The 22,542-nt window shown below is 67.5% G+C and carries 23 protein-coding genes; 7 read left to right on the plus strand and 16 right to left on the minus strand.

From position 1 onward, the window contains the following. Window positions 1-1,269 carry a VOC family protein gene (locus tag ACJEIK_RS22960; RefSeq protein ID WP_135356901.1) on the plus strand — a complete coding sequence of 423 codons (1,269 nt, stop codon included), beginning with the start codon at window positions 1-3 and terminating at the stop codon, window positions 1,267-1,269. Here the strand turns inward: ACJEIK_RS22960 and ACJEIK_RS22965 are convergent. From ACJEIK_RS22965 to ACJEIK_RS22975, 3 genes are all read right to left on the minus strand, one after another. Beyond that, window positions 1,251-2,330, minus strand: coding sequence for a tellurite resistance/C4-dicarboxylate transporter family protein (locus ACJEIK_RS22965; protein WP_409430342.1), 1,080 nt, complete (start codon window positions 2,328-2,330; stop codon window positions 1,251-1,253). The genes ACJEIK_RS22960 and ACJEIK_RS22965 overlap by 19 nt on opposite strands. 85 nt (window positions 2,331-2,415) lie before the next feature. Continuing rightward, entirely contained in the window at window positions 2,416-3,591 is a 1,176-nt protein-coding gene (locus tag ACJEIK_RS22970) for an NAD(P)/FAD-dependent oxidoreductase (RefSeq protein WP_409430343.1), read from the minus strand. Between the two features lie 76 nt (window positions 3,592-3,667). Further along, window positions 3,668-4,129 (minus strand): Lrp/AsnC family transcriptional regulator, encoded by a 462-nt coding sequence (locus tag ACJEIK_RS22975; protein ID WP_064857488.1) that lies wholly within the window; start codon window positions 4,127-4,129, stop codon window positions 3,668-3,670. Window positions 4,130-4,250: 121 nt separating this feature from the next. Here ACJEIK_RS22975 and ddaH point away from each other — a divergent pair, with 121 nt between their 5' ends. Genes ddaH through ACJEIK_RS22990 form a run of 3 tightly spaced genes read left to right on the plus strand, consistent with a single transcriptional unit; the run spans window position 4,251 to window position 7,138 of the window. After that, on the plus strand, window positions 4,251-5,129 hold the full coding sequence (gene ddaH / locus ACJEIK_RS22980; RefSeq protein WP_207546760.1) for a dimethylargininase: 879 nt from the start codon (window positions 4,251-4,253) through the stop codon (window positions 5,127-5,129). Then, window positions 5,123-6,358, plus strand: a complete 1,236-nt coding sequence (gene rocD, locus ACJEIK_RS22985) for an ornithine--oxo-acid transaminase (protein WP_409430344.1) — start codon at window positions 5,123-5,125, stop codon at window positions 6,356-6,358. Before ddaH ends, rocD begins: the two co-directional genes overlap by 7 nt. A 12-nt stretch (window positions 6,359-6,370) precedes the next feature. Next, window positions 6,371-7,138 (plus strand): hypothetical protein, encoded by a 768-nt coding sequence (locus ACJEIK_RS22990; protein WP_409430345.1) that lies wholly within the window; start codon window positions 6,371-6,373, stop codon window positions 7,136-7,138. A 1-nt stretch (window position 7,139) separates the two neighbouring features. On the opposite strand, the gene ACJEIK_RS22995 is transcribed toward ACJEIK_RS22990, so the two are convergent. The 9 genes from ACJEIK_RS22995 to ACJEIK_RS23035 form a co-directional block, all read right to left on the minus strand. Next, on the minus strand, window positions 7,140-7,991 hold the full coding sequence (locus tag ACJEIK_RS22995; protein WP_135356874.1) for a mycofactocin-coupled SDR family oxidoreductase: 852 nt from the start codon (window positions 7,989-7,991) through the stop codon (window positions 7,140-7,142). 89 nt (window positions 7,992-8,080) lie between these two features. Beyond that, window positions 8,081-8,908, minus strand: coding sequence for an SHOCT domain-containing protein (locus ACJEIK_RS23000; RefSeq protein WP_135356873.1), 828 nt, complete (start codon window positions 8,906-8,908; stop codon window positions 8,081-8,083). Between the two features lie 52 nt (window positions 8,909-8,960). Continuing rightward, the gene (locus tag ACJEIK_RS23005) at window positions 8,961-9,680 is read right to left on the minus strand and encodes a PP2C family serine/threonine-protein phosphatase (protein ID WP_135356872.1); all 720 of its coding nucleotides are present in this window, start codon (window positions 9,678-9,680) and stop codon (window positions 8,961-8,963) included. 147 nt (window positions 9,681-9,827) lie between these two features. Next, complete coding sequence (gene tuf / locus ACJEIK_RS23010; protein WP_020101374.1) at window positions 9,828-11,018, minus strand: elongation factor Tu; 1,191 nt, start codon at window positions 11,016-11,018, stop codon at window positions 9,828-9,830. A gap of 102 nt (window positions 11,019-11,120) precedes the next feature. Further along, window positions 11,121-13,172 carry an elongation factor G gene (gene fusA, locus ACJEIK_RS23015; RefSeq protein WP_234785563.1) on the minus strand — a complete coding sequence of 684 codons (2,052 nt, stop codon included), beginning with the start codon at window positions 13,170-13,172 and terminating at the stop codon, window positions 11,121-11,123. A gap of 161 nt (window positions 13,173-13,333) precedes the next feature. Beyond that, window positions 13,334-13,804 carry a 30S ribosomal protein S7 gene (gene rpsG / locus ACJEIK_RS23020; RefSeq protein WP_020101372.1) on the minus strand — a complete coding sequence of 157 codons (471 nt, stop codon included), beginning with the start codon at window positions 13,802-13,804 and terminating at the stop codon, window positions 13,334-13,336. Next, complete coding sequence (gene rpsL, locus ACJEIK_RS23025) at window positions 13,804-14,178, minus strand: 30S ribosomal protein S12 (RefSeq protein WP_020101371.1); 375 nt, start codon at window positions 14,176-14,178, stop codon at window positions 13,804-13,806. Before rpsL ends, rpsG begins: the two co-directional genes overlap by 1 nt. Window positions 14,179-14,478: 300 nt before the next feature. Further along, window positions 14,479-15,627 (minus strand): SecDF P1 head subdomain-containing protein, encoded by a 1,149-nt coding sequence (locus tag ACJEIK_RS23030; protein ID WP_135356871.1) that lies wholly within the window; start codon window positions 15,625-15,627, stop codon window positions 14,479-14,481. A 15-nt stretch (window positions 15,628-15,642) separates the two neighbouring features. After that, window positions 15,643-16,284, minus strand: coding sequence for a TetR/AcrR family transcriptional regulator (locus ACJEIK_RS23035; protein WP_061001892.1), 642 nt, complete (start codon window positions 16,282-16,284; stop codon window positions 15,643-15,645). 240 nt (window positions 16,285-16,524) lie between these two features. Between ACJEIK_RS23035 and ACJEIK_RS23040 the strand changes: the two genes are divergently transcribed. Both ACJEIK_RS23040 and ACJEIK_RS23045 read left to right on the plus strand, forming a co-directional pair. Further along, complete coding sequence (locus ACJEIK_RS23040) at window positions 16,525-16,893, plus strand: DUF3060 domain-containing protein (protein WP_061001894.1); 369 nt, start codon at window positions 16,525-16,527, stop codon at window positions 16,891-16,893. A 48-nt stretch (window positions 16,894-16,941) separates the two neighbouring features. Next, on the plus strand, window positions 16,942-17,370 hold the full coding sequence (locus ACJEIK_RS23045) for a DUF3060 domain-containing protein (RefSeq protein ID WP_135356870.1): 429 nt from the start codon (window positions 16,942-16,944) through the stop codon (window positions 17,368-17,370). Window positions 17,371-17,377: 7 nt separating this feature from the next. Here the strand turns inward: ACJEIK_RS23045 and ACJEIK_RS23050 are convergent, their stop codons facing one another. From ACJEIK_RS23050 to ACJEIK_RS23065, 4 genes are all read right to left on the minus strand, one after another. After that, entirely contained in the window at window positions 17,378-18,142 is a 765-nt protein-coding gene (locus ACJEIK_RS23050) for a crotonase/enoyl-CoA hydratase family protein (RefSeq protein WP_135356869.1), read from the minus strand. Beyond that, window positions 18,139-18,855, minus strand: coding sequence for a PaaX family transcriptional regulator C-terminal domain-containing protein (locus ACJEIK_RS23055; RefSeq protein ID WP_209841208.1), 717 nt, complete (start codon window positions 18,853-18,855; stop codon window positions 18,139-18,141). Before ACJEIK_RS23055 ends, ACJEIK_RS23050 begins: the two co-directional genes overlap by 4 nt. 14 nt (window positions 18,856-18,869) lie before the next feature. Then, window positions 18,870-19,760, minus strand: coding sequence for a crotonase/enoyl-CoA hydratase family protein (locus ACJEIK_RS23060; RefSeq protein ID WP_061003254.1), 891 nt, complete (start codon window positions 19,758-19,760; stop codon window positions 18,870-18,872). A 76-nt stretch (window positions 19,761-19,836) separates the two neighbouring features. Further along, window positions 19,837-21,465, minus strand: coding sequence for an acyl-CoA dehydrogenase family protein (locus ACJEIK_RS23065; protein WP_135356867.1), 1,629 nt, complete (start codon window positions 21,463-21,465; stop codon window positions 19,837-19,839). A gap of 256 nt (window positions 21,466-21,721) precedes the next feature. On the opposite strand from ACJEIK_RS23065, the gene ACJEIK_RS23070 reads away from it, so the two are divergent. Then, window positions 21,722-22,534 (plus strand): MBL fold metallo-hydrolase, encoded by an 813-nt coding sequence (locus tag ACJEIK_RS23070; protein WP_244602305.1) that lies wholly within the window; start codon window positions 21,722-21,724, stop codon window positions 22,532-22,534. The last annotated feature ends 8 nt before the right edge of the window (window positions 22,535-22,542 follow it).

Here is a 22,542-nt window from a genome sequence, read left to right on the forward strand (position 1 = left end):
ATGCACAACAGTCACGACCCGCTGACGGTCCTGGCCGGCGGTGAACACCCCGTGCAGCCGGACCCGACATTCGCGGCCCGACTGCGCGCGCGCCTGGAAGCCGCCGTCACCCTGCCGAAAGGAGTTGTCATGAGTGGCACCGACACTGCCATCGCCGAACTGAACACCCCCGCCGCTGAGGTCGGGGTGCCCCGGCCCGCGGCGCTGCCCTATCTCGCCGTGGCCGACGCCCGCGCCGCGATCGGCTGGTACGTCGACGCGCTGGGCGCCGTCGTCGCCGGCGATCCGGTGGTCATGGACGACGGGCGCATCGGGCACGCCGAGCTCTCGCTGGCCGGCGGCGTGCTGTACCTCGCCGATGAGTTCCCCGAAATCGGCCTGAAAGCACCGGCACCCCAGTCGGTTTCAGTGAGTCTGATGCTCAACGTGCCGGACACCGACGCCGCGCTGGCGCAAGCCCGGCAACATGGCGCGCAGGTACAGCGGGAACCGTACGACGCCCACGGCTCGCGGACCGCGGTGGTCATCGACCCGTTCGGCCACCGCTGGATGCTCACCGGCCCGGTCCCGGTCGCGGTCCCGATCCGGCACGGCGACATCGGCTACATCTCGGTGCAGACGCCGGACGCCGAACGGGCGGCCGCGTTCTATGGCCACGTGCTCGGCTGGACATACGACCCGGGCACGCACAAGGTGACGGGCAACCGACTGCACACCGGCATCTTCGAGACCACCGGCCCGCAGACGGTGTTCTGCTGCTACGCGGTGCGCGACCTCGACGCCGCGCGGCAGGCGATCCTCGCCGCGGGCGGTCAGGTGGGCACGCCGGAGGACCACGAATGGGGGCCGACCGTGGACGCCACCGATGCGCTGGGCACCGACTTCGCGGTGTTCCAGCCGACACCGGACATTCCTCGCCCCGCGCTGAACGGGGCTGGGCCGGGCGAACTTTCGTACATGACGTACTACGTGACCGAATCGGCCGCGTTCCGGAACTTCTACGGTGCGGTACTGGGCTGGACGTTCGAACCAGGCCGCATCGACGACGGATGGGGCGTGCAGGACTGCCACCCGATGTCCGGCGCCGCCGGTGGCGCCGCCCAGACCGTCGCCGTCCCGATGTGGACGGTGACGGATATCGACGCTGCCGTCGCGCGAGTTCTCGAAGCCGGCGGTTCGGTGATCGAAGCACCGTCCCGACAGCCGTACGGGATGATGGCGCACTGCGCCGACGACCAGGGCGCTCGGTTCTACCTCGGCGCGTTCTGACCGGTGCGCGAAAGCCCGCGCGCGACGCGGGCTTTCGCGCCCACCGAGCCGCACATCGCGAGGAACGTCAGTGTCCACGCGGCCAGCGCCACCCAGCCCGCGAGGTCGCCGATATCGGTCAGGGCGGGCAACCCGTCAGCCAAACCGAGGAAGTGCCCGGCCACCGCATACATCCCAAGCGGGAACACCATGCTCCAGAGCGCCGTGCTGTACCGCAACGGCACCCGGCGGATGAGGTGGCGCCAGAAGCCGGCCACGATCAGCACCGGGATCAGCCACGTGCCGAACGCGAAGAACAGCACGGCCACCCCCGCAATCAGACCCCGCGTGGACACCACCACCGGAGTGTCGGCCATCTGCACTATGCGGGCGCCGGCGAACACCGTGATCGCGGTGGCGCCCATGGCAATCCAGTACGGCGGGGTGAGTTCTTGCGCGGTCACCGGATACATGAGCATGCGGAGCGCGACCAAAATGCCCGCCGCCGCGTACAGAAAAACGCCGACCGACCAGCAGAGCACCGCGAGCAGCGCCAGTGGCCGGTTGGTCTCGCCGAGCAACGGCTGCAGTCCAGCCGCCATGACGGCCACCGACTGGGCCGCGACGACCGCAAGAAACCACGTACCGTTCACACGGGACAGGGCCGGCTGCTCCGGCTGCCCGAGCACCGCCGTCCACGGAATCAGGTAGCCCAGTACCAGCCAGGACAGACCCCCGAGGACCGACAGCCAGACCGCCGGTGCGACATGACCATCGAGCAACAACCGGGCCGCCAGGACATCGGTACCTGCGACGAACGTGAACAGCGTGAAGCTGCGTTCGGGATCGGCCAGGCCATCCCGAAAATCTCTACCGAACAAGATGATTCGTGCGACATTGCCGACCACCAGCACGACGTAGACGATTCCGGCGATCCACAGCAGCACCGCCGACACCGTGTGCAACTTCAGCAGGCACGCCGCCGTCGACACGATGCCCGTCGCCATGACCACCGCGAAGTAGCCCGGTTCGAGCGTGCGCACCGCCGCGCGCAGGCCCGCAGCACGGACCTCAGAAGTCATCTCGACAGCCAAGCACGCCGGCTCAGGGATTTGTGCAGGATTTTCCGCGTGACGCGCGGATTTTCGTGCACAAATCGCACGGGAGCTAGCCCAGGACGTCCGCGATCGGCACCGCGACGGCGACCTTGGCCCGGTTCTTCATGACCTTGCCCGGCATACCGCCGCCGACCACGCCGCTGACGGCGCCGTCGCGCTCGTAGAACGCCAGGAACTTGCGGCCGTCGTCCTCGATGATGTGCACGGTGTCACCGGCCTTGGGCTCGCCGAGGCACTGGATCTTGACGTCGTACTGGTCGCTCCAGAAGTAGGGCACGACGACGGCGGCGGTGGCATCCTGGCCCAGCATCGCCGGCACGATCACCCGCGCCTGCTCGGCCACGTTGCTCCAATGCTCCACCCGCACTTGATGTCCCGCGACATCCCGCCAGGAGGCGACGTCACCGATGGCCCATACGTTGGGCGCGCTGGTGCGGCCGGCGGCGTCGCACACGACGCCGTTGTCGACGGCGATGCCGCTGCCGTCGAGCCAGTCGGTCGAGGGGCGCGACCCGATACCGACGACGACGACGTCGGCATCGAGCTCGGAACCGTCGGCCAGCTGCACCTTCTCGACGTGACCGGTGCCGGTCACGCCGGTGACCCCGACGCCGCACCGCACGTCGACGCCCTCGGCGCGGTGCAGCCGTGCGACCAACTCACCGATCTCGGTGCCGAGCACCGACGCCAGCGGCGTGGGCTGCGGCTCGACGATCGTCACCTCGACACCCATCTTGCGCAGGCTGGCGGCCACCTCGCAGCCGATGAACCCGGCGCCGATCACGACGGCGCGCTTGGCCGACCCGGCATGCGCGCGCAGCGCCAGCGACTCGTCGTAGGTACGCAGCACCCGGATGCCCTCGAGGTCCGGCAGCGACGGGATGGTGCGCGGCACCAGGCCGGTGGCGATGACCAGTTCCTCGTACGCGACGACCTCGCCGCCCGCCAACGTCACCGTCTGCGCCTCGGTGTCCAGCTTGACCGCACCCGAGCCCAGCAGCAGCGTGATGTTGTTCTCGGCGTAGAACTCGGCGGGCTTGAGCGTCGTGTCGTCGACCTCGGCGCGCAGCACGTCCTTGGACAGTGGCGGCCGGTCGTACGGCAGATGGACCTCGTCGCTGATCAGCGTGATCGGCCCGGCGTACTCGGCTTTGCGCAGCTGCTCGGCGGTACGTGCAGCGGCCAGACCGCCACCGACGATGACGATGCCTCCGTTTGTAGTCACGTCGGCTTTCTTACACGATGCGGCCGGTGCGAGGTAGGCCACCCTGTGCTTGCCTGCTCAGCACACCGGTAGCCATTCAGGCCTGGCCCCGGCCCCCGACCCTGCGCTCGACGATGTTCGACAGCACCACGATGCTCTCGCTGCGTTCGATCGCCGCGCTGCCCCGGATGCGCTCCAGCACCGACTCCAGATGTCTCATGTCGCGCGTCATCAGATGCAGGATCGCGTCGGACGTCCCGGTCACCGTGGCAGCCGAGACCACCTCGGGGATGCCCTCCCAGGCCTCGCGCAGCTGCGCCGGCGTGATGGTGCCGTGGCAGTACACCTGAACGTATGCCTCTGTCCCCCAACCGATCACGTTCCGGTCGACGACGGTGGTGAAACCGCGGATGACGCCGGTGGCGAGAAGCCGGTCGACCCGCCGCTTGACCGCGGGCGCCGACAGGCCGACCCGCTCACCGATCTCGGCGAACGTGGCACGCGCGTTGTCCGCCAATTCGGCGAGGATGCGCTCGTCGGTCTCGTCGACGCTTTCCACCGGCCGCACACCTCCGTCACGCAATAGATTGTCGAATCGCGAGTTATCAAACAATAGATCTGTTACATACGTGCAACAAGCAGCGATTGCTTGCACGCAAGAGTGCTTCTACCATCGAATTATGACGATTACTGATGTCGTCAAGATGGCGACACCGAATCCAGGTTGGCGACCAGACCGGGTGGCCCGCCCCCGGCACTATGTGATGACCCGGCCGACGCATTTCGCCGTCGAATATGCGATCAACCCGTGGATGGACACCTCGACCCACGTGGATGCGGCGCTGGCGGTGCGGCAGTGGGAGCAGCTGGTCCGCACGTACCGGAGCCTCGGGCACACCGTCGAACTGGTCGACCCGATTCCCGGACTGCCCGACATGGTGTACGCCGCCAACGGCGGACTGGTGCTCGACGACGGGTTCGAGAAGGTGGCCATCATCGCCCGCTTCACCTACCCGCAGCGGACCGGAGAATCGGTGGCCTACGCCGGCTGGATGATGGACCACGGCTACTGCCCGCTGTACACCGAGCACACCAACGAGGGACAGGGCGACCTGCTGATCATCGGGTCGAAGATCCTGGCCGGCTATGGATTCCGCACCGACCGCCAGTCGCACGACGAGGTCGCCAAGCTGTCCGGGCTGCCGTTGGTGAGCCTGCAGCTGGTCAATCCCCGCTTCTACCACCTCGACACCGCGCTGGCTGTCCTCGATGACGAGACCATCGCGTTCTATCCCCCGGCCTTCGGCGCCACGTCGGTGGCGTTGCTGCGCAAGATGTTCCCGGGCGCCATCGAGGTTTCCGATGCCGATGCCCACGTACTCGGCCTCAACGCGGTGTCCGACGGATTGAACGTCGTACATCCGGCCGCGGCCACTGGCTTCGCCGCGCAGCTCGCCGACGCCGGTTTCCGTCCCGTCGGTGTCGACCTGTCCGAGTTGCTCAAGGGCGGCGGGTCGGTGAAGTGCTGCACCCTGGAGGTGCACTCGACGTCATGCTGAAAGCCGTTGCGGGAACACCGCAGAGCACGGCTCAGCTGATCGCCCTCGACGACCGCTATGCCGCGCACAACTACGCCCCGCTGCCGGTCGTCGCGGCATCCGCCGACGGCGTCTGGATCACCGATCCGGAGGGACGCAGCTACCTGGATTGCCTGGCCGCGTATTCGGCGGTCAACTTCGGCCACCGCAACCCCGAAATCTTGGCGACCGCGCACGCCCAACTGGACGCCGTGACGCTGGTCAGCCGTGCCTTCCACTCCGACCGGCTGGGCCCGTTCTGCGCCGCGCTCGCGCAGTTGTGCGGCAAGGATCTGGTGCTGCCCATGAACAGCGGCGCCGAGGCCGTCGAGAGCGCCATCAAGGTCGCGCGCAAATGGGGCCGGGACGTCAAGGGGGTGACGGCGCCCAACATCATCGTGGCGCGGGGCAACTTCCACGGCCGCACCACGACGATCATCAGCTTCTCCGACGACGAGACAGCCCGGCAGGGCTTCGGCCCGTACACCCCCGGTTTCCGGTCGGTGCCGTTCGGGGACGCCGACGCGCTTGCGGCCGCCATCGACGACGACACCGCCGCTGTGCTGATCGAACCGATCCAAGGCGAGGCCGGCATCATCGTGCCGCCCGACGACTATCTGCCCCGGGTCCGCGCGCTGTGCACCGAGCGCCGCGTGCTGTTCATCGCCGACGAAATCCAGTCCGGCCTGGCCCGCACCGGGCGCACGTTCGCCTGCGACCACTGGGGCGTGGTGCCGGACATCTACGTGCTGGGCAAGGCGCTGGGTGGCGGCATCGTACCGCTGTCCGCGGTCGTGGCCGACGCCGATGTGCTCGGCGTACTGCACCCCGGCGAGCACGGATCGACGTTCGGCGGCAATCCACTGGCCGCGGCCATCGGCACCACGGTGGTCGGCATGTTGCAGCGTGGCGAATTCCAGTCCAGGTCAACTGAACTCGGCCGGCACCTGCACGCCCGCCTGACCGCGATGATCGGACACGGCGTGACGGCGGTGCGCGGGCTGGGCCTGTGGGCGGGCGTCGACCTCGATCCGGCGGTCGGCACCGGCCGCGAGGCCAGCCTGCGACTGGCCGAACGCGGCGTGCTGACCAAGGACACCCACGGCCCGACCCTGCGGTTCGCCCCGCCGCTGGTGATCACCGGGGCCGAAATCGATTGGGCGATGGACCGATTCGCCGAGGTGCTGGCCGGGCCGCCGGGCGCTCGGTGATAGACCCATAGGATGCGCTTCAATCCGCCACCCAACTGGCCGCCGTTCCCGCCCGGCTGGCGGCCCGGGCCCGACTGGCAGCCGGATCCGACCTGGCCGCCGCCACCGCCGGGATGGGCGTTGTGGGCGGACGACCAATACCGTTACGCGCCAACAGAACCGGGCCCGCCGCGCCGGTCCGGCGCCCGGAAATGGTGGATCATCGGCGGTGCGGTGCTCGCCGTGGTCGCGCTGGTGGCAGGCGGCACGGTCGTCGCCACGAAGTCCCTGCGCGACACCGCGGCGCCGTCGACCGCGCCGCCGACGACGTTCAACGGCCTGACCATCGTGCCGACGCACCCACCGGAGCCGACGGACTTCGACACCTGGACCCGCATCGGCGACATCGACGTCACGTTCACCAACGACGGCCGGACGGTACGCCTCGACCCGCCAGCCAACCCGACGACCGCCTGGGCAGGACTGATCCAGCCCGGTGATCCGGCGTGCTCGCTGCGATTCACCGGACGGGTCCGCGGCACGACCGGCGGCTACGCCATCGGACTCACCGCCGGCAACAACCCGGCCGACGCGGATGCGGTCCCGATCCCGGCACCGCCCGACAACGACTGGCATGCAATCGATGTGACCATCACCAAGGCGGGCGAGGTCTCGGTCGACCTCGACGGCAAATCCGCGCTGCGCCGCACGACGACGCCCGGCTGCGGCCGCCCGGCGATCAGAATCTCGGCGGGCGCAACAGAATTCGCCGACGTCCTGGTCGGTCAGGTGTCCGCGTAGGTCAGTACTTCATGACGCCGCGGTCGACGGCGATCTGGGAACCTGAGATGGTTGCCGATCCCGGGCCGGCCAGCCAGGTCACCACGTCGGTGACCTCTTCGGGCGTCATGAACTCCTGCAGACCGGCCTTGCCGTCGTGTGCGACGGGCTTGTACGGCATCGGCGCGAAGCTGTGCAGGTAGGTCGGGTACTTGGAGAAGATCGCGCCCATGGCCTCCGGCTCGATCATCGGCGTCATGATCGAGTAGGGGTGGATCGAGTTGACCCGGATGCCGAACTCGCCCACCTCGAGCGCCAGCGCATTGGTCAGACCGACGAGGCCGAACTTCGAGGCCGCGTAGTGGCCGTTGCCCGGCGTCGCCTTCAGCCCGGCCGACGAGCTGACGATGATGATCGATCCCCCGTTACCGGCCTCGATCATGGCGGGCACCACCGCCCGGATGGTGCGCCAGGTGCCGGACAGGTTGACGTTGACGACGCTGTCCCACTGGTCTTCGTCGATCTCGAACAGCCGTCCCCAGCTCAGCACACCCGCGTTGGCCACCAGGATGTCCAGACGACCGAACTGCTCGACGGCGTCGGCGACGACCTGCTTCTGGGCGGCGAGGTCGCGGATGTCGACCTCGCGGGCGAGGACCTTGCGGCCCTCGGCCTCGACCAGGCGTGCGGTCTCGGCGAGATCCTCCGACGTCGGCATGGGGTAGGTGATGGTGTCCGAGACGGGACCACAGATGTCGATGGCGACGATGTCGGCGCCCTCGCGCGCCATCCGGATGGCGTGCGCCCGGCCCTGCCCGCGGGCAGCCCCGGTAATGAACGCCACCTTGCCTTCGAGTGCTCCGTCTGCCGCCATTGCCAGTCCCTTCATCGCGCCGGAATTACCGTCACGCTAGCAGCCAAACTAGAACGCGTTCTAGTGGCTCCCCGCAGGCGGGATATCGGCTACAGCTCCGCGATGATCTGAGCGCGCTTCGCGGTGTACTCGGCCTCGCTGATGGTGCCCATGGCGCGCAGTGTCTCGATCTCCTGCAGCCGTTGTGCGGTCGACGGCGCCGGTGCCGGCGGAACGACAGGTGCCGCCGCGGCGGGCGCTGCGGCCGGCTCCCGCTCGGCGGCCGTCGCCCGCCGGACCACGTCCATGACCTGTTGCCGCACAGCCGGATTCGACCGCAGGTCCGCCATGCCCTCGAGCGCCACCCCGTTGGCCTTGAGGATCTGCAGGATCGCCATGATCGGACCCGAGCGCCCCGTCAGGTCATACGTCCGGCCGTCCTGCTCCGACGTGAGCCGGACCGGCATCATGCCCGACACCAAAGCACTTCGCTGCCAGTCGATGTGGAACTTGTTGGTCGCCGGATCGACCAGTGCGACGAGCTTACGGGCCGTGATCATCGGCAGCCTGCTCACCGAGGCCAGCACCTTGTCCTGCGCCTGGAACGGCGCCAGACCCGGCCCCGAGATCTGCAGATTCAGTTTCACCAGTGGCTGGTCGTTGACCCGGGTGCCGGTCTCCCCGATCCCGGTCACCTCCGCCAGCGCCAGTACCCCGCCGGCCTCGAGTTGCTCGAGCTCCGCCGAACGCATCTGACCGAACCCGGCCAGCCCCAATGCGACCAACACGTCGATGGCCGTGACCAGCAGGCCCGCCCAGAACATCCACTTCAGCAATTCGTCCTGGCCGGAGAAGAAGTACACCGCCAGGAAGATCGGGCCCACCAGCCCGCCACACAGCAGCACCATGGCCTGAGCCTTGAGATAACGCACCAACATGTCAGCCACGCTCCTTGATCAGCTGAACCGCTGCGAGAGACTCTAGTGCGGCTCAGTCGCCGAGGACGTCCAACAGGACGAACGAGAAATTGTCGGCGGCGCCGTTGGCCCGCGCCGTCCCGATGATGATGGCCGAGCCGTCGCCGCGGTCGTTACAGGCGGTGGCCGCCTGCAGATCGTGATGCTCCATCTGACCGTGCACACCGTCAGAGCACATCAGGTAGCTACCGGGCTGCAGCGGTGTCGCGGTCAGGTGGGCGGCGATGGGCACGCCCTGGCCGAGCGACTGCGTGATGATGTTGGTGGGCCGGCCCGAGGCGTCGAGGACGGCGTCGTCGACCGAAACCTGCGTCAGCGTCTCGCCCGCAACCGAATACACCCGGCTGTCCCCGACATTGAAGACGATCACCTCGTCGGCTGTCAGACAGACACCGGCGATGGTGGTACCCATCCCGGCCAGTTCGGTCTCGCGGCCCATGTCGTACAGCCAGTCACTGACGTACGACAGCGACGACGTGATGTCGTCGCCACCGGTCCAGCCCGGCGACATGGTCGCGATCATGCTCAGCGCCGTCCGGCTCGCGACGTCACCGCCGACGTGCCCGCCCATGCCGTCGCACACCGCACAGACGAACGGGGACCCCGGCTGCATCCGCATCTCCACCAGGACACCGTTGTGCGTCTGGCTGACCCAGCCGCCGACCATCACGGCATCTTCATTGCGCTTCCGGCGTAGACCGGTGTCGGTGAATGCCCGCACGTTCACCCGCACGACAGGCCACCCCTCATCGCGTTCCCCTCCATCGCGAACGATCCTGCCATCTTGCCCGCAAGTTCCATGCGTCGACACCTCTTTCTCCTGCAAAACAAAGCGCCGCCCACCCTTTCGGGTGAGCGGCGCTCCGCTGGAAAAACTAGATCACTTGATGATCTTGGTAACGCGACCCGCGCCGACGGTACGACCGCCCTCACGGATGGCGAAACGCAGACCCTCGTCCATGGCGACCGGCTGGATCAGCACGACGGAAATGTCGGTGTTGTCACCGGGCATGACCATCTCGGTGCCCTCGGGCAGGGTAACCACGCCGGTCACGTCCGTGGTACGGAAGTAGAACTGCGGGCGGTAGTTGTTGAAGAACGGCGTGTGGCGGCCGCCCTCGTCCTTGGACAGGATGTAGACGCTGCCCTCGAACTCGGTGTGCGGGGTGGTGGTGCCGGGCTTGACGACAACCTGGCCACGCTCGACCTCTTCGCGCTTGATACCACGAACCAGCAGACCGACGTTGTCGCCGGCCTGGCCCTGGTCGAGCAGCTTGCGGAACATCTCGACACCGGTGACGGTGGTCTTGGTCGTGGTCGGGCGGATGCCGACGATCTCGACCTCTTCGTTGACGTTGATCACGCCACGCTCGACACGACCGGTCACCACGGTGCCACGACCGGTGATGGTGAAGACGTCCTCAACGGGCATCAGGAACGGCTTGTCGGTCTCGCGAACCGGGTCCGGGATGGACTCGTCGACGGCCTCCATGAGCTCCTCGACCGACTTCACCCAGGTGGCGTCGCCCTCGAGCGCCTTCAGCGCCGAGACGCGGACCACGGGGGCGTCCTCGTCGAAGTCCTGAGCGGCCAGCAGTTCGCGGACCTCCATCTCGACGAGCTCCAGGAGCTCCTCGTCCTCAACCATGTCGGACTTGTTCAGCGCGACGAGGATGTAGGGCACGCCGACCTGGCGGGCGAGCAGCACGTGCTCACGGGTCTGCGGCATCGGGCCGTCGGTGGCGGCGACCACGAGGATTGCGCCGTCCATCTGGGCGGCACCGGTGATCATGTTCTTGATGTAGTCAGCGTGACCGGGGGCGTCCACGTGGGCGTAGTGGCGCTTGTCGGTCTGGTACTCAACATGCGAGATGTTGATGGTGATACCGCGCTGACGCTCCTCGGGCGCGTTGTCGATCTGGTCGAATGCGCGCGATTCGTTCAAATCGGGGTACTTGTCGTGCAGAACCTTGGTGATTGCTGCAGTCAGCGTGGTCTTGCCGTGGTCAACGTGACCGATGGTCCCGATGTTGACGTGCGGCTTCGTCCGCTCGAACTTCGCCTTCGCCACTTCTGTGTCCTCCTGGACTTGTTGGTGCTTTGGTTAAGCAGGTGTGTAAAGCAGTAAAACAGTGTTCAGTTATGTGGTCCGCCAGGGACAACGGGTCAGAGACTACTGGCCCGTCGCCTTGGCGATGATCTCCTTCGACACGTTCGCCGGAACTTCGGCGTACGAGTCGAACACCATGGAGTAGTTCGCCCGGCCCTGGGTCTTCGACCGGAGGTCGCCGACGTAGCCGAACATTTCGGACAGCGGAACCTGTGCCTTGACGACACGAGCACCACTGCGCTCCTCCATGGCCTGGATCTGGCCACGGCGGGAGTTCAGGTCGCCGATCACGTCGCCCATGTAGTCCTCGGGCGTGGTGACCTCGACGGCCATGATCGGTTCCAGGATGACCGGCTGCGCCGCAGACGCAGCCTTCTTCAGTGCCTGCGAACCGGCGACCTTGAAGGCCATTTCCGACGAGTCGACGTCGTGGTAGGCGCCGTCGAGCAGCGTCACCTTGAGGTTGACCAGCGGGTAGCCGGCCAGGATGCCGTACTGCATGGCGTCCTGCGCACCGGCGTCCACCGACGGGATGTACTCACGCGGGATGCGGCCACCGGTGACCTTGTTCTCGAATTCGTAGGTCGCACCGTCTTCGCCGATGAAGGGCTCGACGTTGATGATGACCTTCGCGAACTGGCCCGATCCACCGGTCTGCTTCTTGTGGGTGAACTCCACGTTCTGCACGGCCTTGCGGATGGTCTCGCGGTACGCGACCTGCGGCTTACCGACGTTGGCCTCGACCTTGAACTCGCGACGCATGCGGTCGACCAGGATGTCCAGGTGGAGCTCGCCCATACCGCCGATGACGGTCTGGCCGGTCTCCTGGTCCAGGTGCACCTTGAAGGTCGGGTCCTCTTCGGCGAGCTTCTGGATCGCCGTGCCCAGCTTCTCCTGGTCACTCTTGGTCTTGGGCTCGATGGCCACCTCGATGACCGGGTCCGGGAAGGTCATGGACTCCAGGACGATCTGGTTGCTCGGGTCGCACAGGGTGTCACCGGTGGTGGTGTCCTTGAGGCCGATGACCGCGTAGATGTGACCCGCGGCAGCCGACTCGACCGGGTTCTCCTTGTTGGAGTGCATCTGGAACAGCTTGCCCAGACGCTCCTTCTTGCCCTTGGTCGAGTTGATGACCTGAGCACCGGAGTCGACCTTGCCCGAGTAGACGCGGACGTAGGTCAGCTTGCCGAAGAACGGGTGCGTGGCGACCTTGAACGCCAGGCCCGAGAACGGCTCGTCGGCCGACGGCTTGCGCGAGATGATCTCGTCTTCCTTGCCCGGGACGTGGCCTTCGGCGGCCGGCACGTCCAGCGGGGTCGGGAGGTAGTCGATGACCGCGTCGAGCATGGGCTGCACACCCTTGTTCTTGAACGCGGAACCACACAGCACCGGGTAGGCGGCGCTGGTGACGGTCAGCTTGCGCAGGCCGCCCTTGATCTCGTCGATCGTCAGCTCTTCGCCGCCCAGGTACTTCTCCATGAGCTCGTCGTCGGTCTCGGCGACGGCCTCGATCATGGCGGTGCGGTACTCGTCGGCCTTCTCCTGAAGGTCGGCCGGGATGTCGATGGTCTCGTACTTCTCACCGAGCTTGGTCTCGCCGCGCCAGACCTTGGCCTTCATCTCGACCAGGTCGACGACGCCCTCGAAGTCACCTTCGGAGCCGATCGGAAGCTGGATCGGGATGACGTTCGCGCCCAGGCGGTCCTTCATGGTCTGGACCGAGAAGTAGAAGTCGGCGCCCAGCTTGTCCATCTTGTTGACGAAACAGATGCGCGGCACGTCGTACTTGTCGGCCTGACGCCACACCTGCTCGGACTGCGGCTCCACGCCTTCCTTGCCGTCGAAGACGGCAACGGCACCGTCGAGCACGCGGAGCGAACGCTCCACCTCGACGGTGAAGTCGACGTGGCCCGGGGTGTCGATGATGTTGATCTGGTTGTCGTTCCAGAAACACGTGGTGGCAGCGGAGGTGATGGTGATACCACGCTCCTGCTCCTGCTCCATCCAGTCCATGGTGGCCGCGCCGTCATGGACCTCACCGATCTTGTACGAGATACCGGTGTAGAAGAGGATGCGCTCGGTCGTCGTCGTCTTGCCGGCGTCGATGTGCGCCATGATGCCGATGTTGCGGACCTTGTTCAGGTCGGTCAGCACGTCCTGTGCCACGGCTAGATTCCCACTCTTTCAGTTGCTTTAAGTAAATCCGCGTCGCCCGGGAGGGCGGTCAGTTGTGAATCAGATGCGCCGGCCGCCGACATTGGCGGCCGGCGATTGAGTCACCAGCGGTAGTGCGCGAAGGCCCGGTTCGCCTCGGCCATCTTGTGGGTGTCCTCGCGTCGCTTGACGGCGGCACCCAGGCCGTTGCTGGCGTCCAGGATTTCGTTGGCCAGACGCTCGACCATGGTCTTCTCGCGGCGAGCCTTCGAGAAGCTGACCAGCCAGCGCAGCGCCAGCGTGGTCGAGCGGTCCGGACGAACCTCGACCGGCACCTGGTAGGTCGCGCCACCGACACGGCGGCTGCGGACCTCGAGGGACGGCTTGACGTTGTCCATGGCGCGCTTCAGCGTCACGACGGGATCGGTGCCGGTCTTCTCACGAGCCTGCTCAAGGGCGCCGTAGACGATGCGCTCGGCCAGCGACTTCTTGCCGTCCAGCAGCACCTTGTTGACGAGCTGGGTGACCAGCTGCGAACCGTAGACCGGGTCGTTGACCAGCGGCCGCTTCGGCGCGGGACCCTTGCGTGGCATTAGCTCTTCTCCTTCTTGGCGCCGTAACGGCTGCGTGCCTGCTTGCGGTTCTTGACACCCTGGGTGTCCAGCGAGCCGCGGATGATCTTGTAGCGCACACCGGGGAGGTCCTTCACACGACCGCCACGCACGAGCACCATCGAGTGCTCCTGCAGGTTGTGGCCTTCACCCGGGATGTAGGCCGTGACCTCAACCTGGCTCGTCAGCTTCACACGGGCGACCTTGCGCAGCGCCGAGTTCGGCTTCTTGGGGGTGGTGGTGTACACGCGGGTGCACACACCACGACGCTGCGGGCTGCCCTTGAGCGCCGCGGTCTTGACCTTGGCGGTCTTGTCGTGGCGACCCTTGCGGACCAGCTGGTTGATGGTTGGCATCTATCGGCTTTCTCTGTTGCGTTCGTACTGCGGTTTTAAGTCTCTGTACTGCGGTTTTCGTCCGATCGCATACCCCGCGTCCGGGCGTGTCGCACGAGGCTGGGCACAGAACCTTTCAGTGCACCACGGACATGCGAATTGGCCCGGCGTGCAGGCATGCCTACAAACACAATGAATGCAAGCGCCCAGTCGGCCAGGCACGAACCACCACGATACCAGTACGGACCGCCACGATCCAAACCCGCACAGAGGACTCAAACCGCAGGTCAGGGCGGTGTGGCCAGGAGCGTGATCAACACCTTATCGGTGGCGCGGTCCCCATCGGGTCATCAGAACCGCTCCGAGGATGACCGCGAAGATCACCACCACCCCGCCACCGACAACCGCGATTCGTGGTGCCGACCAGAATGCCGGGGCGAGCTGATCCGTCTGCACCGACTGCACCGAGATCGGCAGCGGTAGCGCCCCGCCGGCCACCACCGCGGCGAACGACTTCGCCGAATCGGCGGTGAACTGCCCATGGATCTGGGTGCGCCCCGTCGTGATGGGTTCCAGCAGCGCCGGCGCGCTGACGATCCGGGTGTCGACGGTGAAGGCGGTCCGGGCGCCGGTGTTGGCCGCGGTGAACGTCGACCAGACGTCGGCGGCCTTGTCGTCGAAGGCGACGAAGACGACGTAGTCGCCGCGCTGCCCGCCCTGCCGCGCCGACGCGTCCTTGATCTGGTCGCCGCTGATGATCGATTCGTCCAGCAGATACACCTGCTTGCCGTCGTCGGAGCAGGTGACGAGCGGCAGCGTCGGGTCGTCGTGGTCGGCGAGTGCGTCGGGCTGACCACAGCGCGTGGCCTGGAACTGCAGCGACAACACCTGAATCTGCGGCTGGGTGCTCTGCCGCAGCGCCTTTTCATCGGCGATGCGCTGGCTGTCGGCCCGCTGCGGAGTCGCCGGGGTCTGCGCCGGGTACGTCGGGTCGGGCTGCGCCGGAATCGTATGGATCACGGGTCGGATATAGAGGCGGCCGACGGCGGTGACGCCCCGCAGTTGCGCCTCGGTGACGTCAGTGGCGCTGACCTTGAGGGTGTTCCCGTCCAGCCCGACGGCCACGTCGTGTCCACCGAGGTGACCGATCCGGGACTCGACGACCTTGCGGGTCTGCGCGAGGGCGTCCGGCGCCGTGCCGGGCGGAGCCTGAATCTCGACCGACGCGTGCACCACCGGGCGTGGCTTGCCCGCACGCCAGATGTCCCTGGTCACGAAGACCGTCGCGCCATAGCTGAGGATGAGCACCGTCAGCACCAGGGCGACCAGCCACCGGGGCACGCCGGACGGCGCGGTCACGGGCGGCGGCAGCCATGCGGGCGACATGCCCGGTGGCATCCCCGGCGGAAGGAAGCCCGGCGGCGGCTGGGGCGGCTGCGGCGGCTGCCAGCCGCTGGGGTCGTCAGACATCACGCACTCCCCCGCTCACGCCGAGTCGCGCTCGTTCATCCCTCGTGCCAGCCGTACCACCATGTCGGTGAACACCGCGTCGGTGTCGACGCCGTCCATCACGCCCGTCATCTCCAGCAACACGAAACCGTGCAGGGCCGACCAGAACTCCAGCGCCGCGTAGAAGGCGTTCTCACCGTCGAGGCCGTACGACGCCAGGACCGCGATCACCGGCCCGGCCGCCGCGTGCGTCGCGGCGGTGTACTCGGGGTCGTCGCCACCCAACGGCATCCGGGTGAACGCCGAGTACCGGCCCGGATGGTGATGGGCGTAGCTGCGGTAGGCACTGGCCATGGCCATCACCGCGTCGTCGCGGCTGCGGCCCTCGCCGACGGTGTTGAGCATGCCGATGATGTCGTCGATGACGCGCATCCGGACCGTGCGGCGCAGGTCGTCGAGGCTCTGCACGTGGTTGTACAGCGACGGGCCCTTGGTGCCGAGTTGGTTGGCCAGCGCATTGATGGTCAGCGCGTCCCAGCCCTCGCGGTCGAGAAAGGTCAGCGCGGCGCTGACGATAGAGTCCCGGCTGAGCTTGGTGGCGCGTGCCGTCGCCCGCGACCGGACCGGCGCAGCCGGTCGGGCATCCCCAACGGCTTGCGACTCTGGCCGAGGTGCCATCTGCCCGATCCTCCGGTGTTCTATCTGGGTGCCACCAGCTGCGGCGCGGCCAGTTAACTAATGACTCTAACCTCTGGACGCTGCAGATACGTCGCCATTTGAGCGAAATTTGTAACCGCGTCTCATGACAAGTCCCACAGAACGGACCAACCTCCTCCGCAGCACCTGCCCCGCAACGTAGGCTCCCAGATACCGCACGACGGTGCACGTCATGCCCGACCCACAACGAAGGGGACCATCGTGATTCGCAAAGCATGGGGAACCGCATTGGTTGCCGGCCTGCTTACGGTCCCGCTCACCGTCGGCGCACCCCATGCCGCCGCGGTCAACGACGACACCCACATCGTCGGCACGGGCATCACCCAGACCCTCGACTGCCACGGCGGCACCCTGTTCGTCAACGGGAGCGGCAACACCGTCACCGCGTTCGGCACCTGCTGGGCCGTCACCGTGCAGGGCTCGTCCAACACCGTCATCGCCGACACGATCGTCAATGACGTCACCGCTTACGGCTTCAATCAGACCGTCATATTCCACAATGGGGATCCGGCACTCATCGACGTCGGACACCAACTGGGATTGGGCAACCGGCTCAACAAAATCCCCTGACCGGCCTCCGCACCGGGTGCCGGTAACGCCGACAGGGAGGGACACCGTATGAACCCCAACCGAATCGCGATGGCGGCGGGCGTCGTCGCCGCTGCAGCGCTGGTGCTGACCGGCTGCGGATCGCAGGACAGCACGACGGGCGGCAGTTCGACCGCCGCGGGCACCACCGGGACCGCCGGCGTGCCGACGACTGCGCAGGTCGAGGTGGGCAACACCATCAACTACAGCGCCGTCGGCACCACCCGGGAAATCGATTGCGGCACCGGCAAATCGCTGACCGTAGGCGGCGCCAACAACACGCTCACCGTCAAAGGCACCTGCTCGAAGGCGAACATCGGCGGCACCGACAACAAAGTGACGTTCGACAAGGTCGACCAGGAGCTCGACGTCGTCGGCATGCACGCCACCGTCACCTACAAGGACGGGTCACCGAAGGTCACCAACACCGGAACCGGCAACACCGTCAGCAAGGGCTAGCCGGCCCTCACGCCTGCGCGCCGTGGCGGCCCGCTCCCCCGGCGAACCGCTGTGCGCCCGCGAGTGACTCCTCGGCCACCTGCACCAGGCTGCCGAACTCGAATTCCATTGCGGATTCCTCGGATTCGCCCCACTGCCGCAGCGCAGACATCCGATCGGCGCGCAGACACAACTGCGGCAACGCCGCCAGCTGGTGGGCCAGCTCTTCGGCCTTCTCGCGGGCCTGCCCGTGCGGGACGACCCGGTTGGCCAGGCCGATCTGCAGCGCCTCCGCGGCGTCGACGGCGCGGCCGGTGAGGATCAGGTCCATGGCCCGGCCGTGCCCGATCAGCCGCGGCAACCGGACCGTCCCACCGTCGATGAGCGGGACGCCCCAGCGCCGGCAGAACACGCCGAACGTCGCGTCCTCCTCGACGACGCGCAGGTCGCACCACACCGCCAGCTCCAGCCCACCGGCGACGGCGTAGCCGCTGACCGCGGCGATCACCGGCTTCGACAGCATCATCCGGCTCGGGCCCATCGGCCCCGGACCCGTCCGGTGCGTCTGGTTCATGTCCGGGGTGCCGAACGCCTTGAGATCTGCTCCGGCGCAGAAGGTTCCGTGGTCGCCCCACAACACCGCGACGGACGCGGAGTCGTCGCGGTCGAACTCGTCGAACGCCTGGTACAGCGCCGCCGCCGTCGGCCCGTTGACGGCGTTGCGGGCGCCGGGCCGGTCGATGATGACCGTCGTCACCGGTCCGTTCTTCTCGACGCGCACGGGTTCGGTCATGATGCCTCCATCGGTTCGTCGCGCCGCCCGGTCAATTCGGCGGCGAAGTCTGCGTAGGCCTGCCGCAACTGCTCGCCGGGCCAGTCGCCCGGAAGTAGTTCAGCAGGGAGTACGGGGTCGGACAACAGGTGCCGCACGATGGCGGCCGCGGCCACGAACCGGCCGGGCACGTCGGCGGCAGAGGCGATCTCGTCGAGCAGTTGCCGCGCTGTATCGCTCCAGGCGGGCAGATCCCACAGCACGGCGGCCAGTCCCGCCGGATCGTCGTCCTTGCTGGTCAGTACCCGGGCGTTCGCCGTGATCTCCTCCGGGAGTTCGCCGGCCAGATTGGCCGGCCGCAGCCACAGACCTTCACGGAGCTCACCGAACCTGTTCTGCAGCAGGTCGTTTCGCAGGTCCGCCCGGGTCCGGGCATCGGCACCGACGGTGGTGATGACGACCGTCGTCCAGTCGCCGCGCCACGGCCGGGTTTTCGGGTCGATGGCGGCATCCTGTCGCCGTTGCCGAGCCAGCAGGCGGTCGGCGAGACGGTAGCCGTCGGCCGAGCGCACCAGGTCGCCGGCGCTGACCATGCGCGTCAGCGCCACCCGCAGCGTCTGTTCCTTGATGTCGAAATCCGAAGTGAGCCGGACCAACTCGGCCGCGGACGCCCACGCGGGGTGGGCACCCAGCAACACGCTGAGCACCACCGACCGGGCGGTCATCCGCTTCAGGTCAGCCATGGTCGTCAGACCCCGGAGGCCACCCGGCCGGCGTCCCCGAACGGATCATCACGGTGCCGCACCGCCTGCCGGAAGCCGTGCTCGACGGCGTCGGCGACGAACGCGTGGCCCTCGGGGGTGTGCCGGGCGATGCCGTCGAAGACCGTGCTGACCATCCGGCTGGTGGCGACGCCCTGCTGCAGCAGCGAGGTGTTGCAGGCCAGCTTCGCCATGATCAGCTGGTTGACGGGCATGGCCGCAATGCGCGCCACGAGCCGTTCGGTGCGTTCGTCCAGGTCCTCGGGGGCCGGCGCCTCGACGGCCAGGCCCCATTCGGCGGCCTGCGCCCCGGTGATGCAATCCCCCGTGAACAGCAGACGCTTCGCGCGCTGGTCGCCCAGACGATGCGCCCACAACCCGCCCGCGGGCACGCCCCACACCCGCATCGGCGGGTACCCGATCTTGGCATCGGAGGCCGCGATCACCTGGTCGGCGTGCAGCGCGATGTCTGTGCCGCCGGCCACGCAATACCCGTGGATCTTCACCACTGTCGGCTTGTCGCAGTGCATCAGGCTCGAGAAGCCGCGGACGAACCGGCTCATCATCTGGTAGTCGATCATCGGATCCCAGGGCTGGTTCGGCAGGTGGTTGACCGCCTGGGTCCTGCCGTCGAGCACCGTGCCCTGGTGCTCCGCGCCGCCGGCGGCTCCGGTGCCGTCGGCGTACGCGCTCAGATCGAAACCGGCGCAGAAGCCTTCACCACGGCCGGACACCAGGATCACGTGCACGTTCGGGTCGAGGTCGGCCCGCTCGACGCATGCGGCCAGCTCCAGTGGAGTGTCCGCGACGATCGAGTTGCCCTTCTCCGGCCGGTTGAACGTGATCCGGGCGACGCGATCGGCGACCTCGTAGGTCATGGTCTTCAGATTGTCGAAATCCACTGGCTCACTTTCCCTCGGGCAGTCGTGAGACTGTCCAAAACAGGTTTTTGGATCAGCCCTTGACGAGGGCGCGTTCGATGATGGGCGCGAGGTCGAGGCCCGTCGGCAGGGTGCCGAACGCGCCGCCCCACTGGCGGTCGAGGCGGCTGACGAGGAACGCCTCGGCCACCGCCGGGTGACCGTGACGCACCAGCAGCGCACCCTGCAGGGCCAGCGAAATATCCTCGGCCACTTTGCGTCCGCGGTATTCGAGGGTCTGGAAATCGGTCAGCTGCGCCTTCAACGCGTCGACGTGCGCGTCCAACCGGGGGTCCTGCGACTGCGTCTGCGCCAGTTCGTCGAACAGCACCTCGATGCACTCGGGCTTGGTCGCCATCGCGCGCAGGGTGTCCAGCGCGCTCACATTGCCCGAACCCTCCCAGATGCCCATGAGCGGGGCCTCGCGGTAGAGGCGCGGCATGCCGGATTCCTCGGCGTAGCCGTTGCCGCCGAAGCACTCCATGGCCTCTGCGGCGTGCGGCGTCGCGCGCTTGCACACCCAGTACTTGGCCGCCGCCAGACCGATCCGGCGGAACAGGCTTTCGCGTTCGTCGCCGCGGACAGCCCGGTCGGTGGCGCCGGCCATGCGCATCGCGAGCATGGTCGCCGCCTCGGCTTCGACGGCCATGTCGGCGAGCACGTTGCGCATCAGCGGCTGGTCGATCAGGTACGCGCCGAAGGCCTTGCGGTGCTGGGCGTGGTGCACGGCCTGGGTCAGACCGGTGCGCATGCTGGTGGCGCTGCCCAGTGTGCAGTCGAGCCGGGTCAGGTTGACCATCTCGATGATGGTCGGCACGCCGCGTCCTTCCTCGCCGACGAGCCAGACGGTCGCGCCGTCGTACTCGATCTCGCTGGAGGCGTTGGCGTGGTTGCCGAGCTTGTCCTTGAGCCGCTGGATGAACATGCGGTTGCGGGTGCCGTCGGGCAGCACGCGCGGCAGGAAGAAGCACGACAGACCGCCGGGCGCCTGGGCCAGCACCAGGAACATGTCGCCCATCGGTGCCGACGTGAACCACTTGTGGCCGCGCAACGAGTAGGTGCCGTCGCCGTTGGGCGTGGCCTGCGTGGTGCCGGCGCGCACGTCGGAGCCGCCCTGCTTCTCGGTCATCGACATGCCCGCGGTGATACCCGCTTTGGTGGCAGGCACTTTCAGCTCGGGGTCATAGACCCGGCTGGTCAGCAGCGGCTCGTACACCTTGGCCAGGTCGGGGTTGAACCGCAGTGCCGGGACGACGGCGTAGGTCATCGAGATCGGGCAGACGTGGCCGGGCTCGGGCGTCCAGACCGACATCTTCGCCGCGCGGACGACGTGCGCGCCCGGACGGTCGTCGGCCCACGGTGCGCCGTGCAGACCGTGCGTCACCGCGGCGTTCATCAGCTGGTGGTAGGCGGGGTCGTACTCGACCTCGTCGACTCGGTGCCCGTAGCGATCGTGCGTGTGCAGGATCGGGACGTTGCGGTCCGCCAGCTCACCCCAGCGCTGCGCCACCCGGCTGCCGCCGCGCGCGCCGACCTCGTGGACCTCGTCGACGCCCCACTCGCCGCCTTCGCGGATCAGCGCCTCGGCGAGCGCCGGGAAGGTCGCAGCGTTGTAGTCCTGCAGCGGCGGAACCTGATTGGTGACGACATGCGTATCAGCCATGCTCCCACTATTACACTTTTCCGACAGCTGCACAAGAACTGTATATATGGCGGGCCGGAGCGTGGTGCGCTCCGGATGACGACATCGTCCGACAAGTCTCAATACACTCGCGACCGAGCCGGACGATGAGTGCCAGCGGTCGGCAGACACGCAACTCCAGGAGTCCCGCCATGCTTCTCGTGCGTATCGACCCGATCCGCGGTCGCAACCCCGAAACCGAAGACGACCTGCAGAGCCCTGGCCGACAGGCACGTCCGTGGCACCGCTGACACCGCCTGCCCTGGCCCAACAAGGTTGCGCCGCATTGGTTGTCGGCGGTCCGACCACCGTGCTCGATCTCGGCGGAATACGCATCGTCAGCGACCCGACCTTCGACGACCCCGGGCCACATGGCTACCTGACGAAGACCCAGGGCCCGGCCGTCACCGAGGAACAAATCGGCGCCGTCGACGTCGTCCTCGCCAGCCACGACAACCACGCCGACAACTTCGACGAGCGCGGCCGCGCCTTCGCCGAGAACGCGCCGGTGCTGCTCACCACCACCGGCGCGGCCCGGCGCCTGGGTACCCCGGCTGTCGGGTTGCGACCGTGGAGCACCTACACCCTCACCCGGCCCGACACCGGCGAGCTCAACGTCACCGCCGTCCCTGCCGTCCACGGTCCCGAAGACGGCGACCGGGACCCCGACGGGTACGTCAACTGCGAAGTCATCGGGTTCGTGCTCTCCGGCAGCGCACTGCCCACGGTCTACATCAGCGGAGACAACGCCTCGCTTCGCACTGTCGCCGAGATCGCCCGTCGCGTCGGCACCATCGACGCAGCCATCCTGCACGCCGGTGCCGCCCGAGTGCCCGGCAAGTTCGGGCATCGAGCGGTCAGTCTCGACAGCATCAGAGCGGCGGCTGCCGCTGCGGTTCTGGGCGCCCCGGTCAACATCCCCGTCCACTACGACGGGTGGGCACACTTCACCGAGGGCCGCGACGCCATCACACGCGCTTTCGACGACGCCGGTCTCACCGCGGCCCTGCGCATCGCCGACCACGGCACCTGGCTGTCGTTGCAGCCATGAGCGGTGCC

Source organism: Mycobacterium sp. SMC-16 (assembly GCF_046250085.1).
Taxonomy (GTDB): Bacteria; Actinomycetota; Actinomycetes; order Mycobacteriales; family Mycobacteriaceae; genus Mycobacterium; species Mycobacterium phocaicum.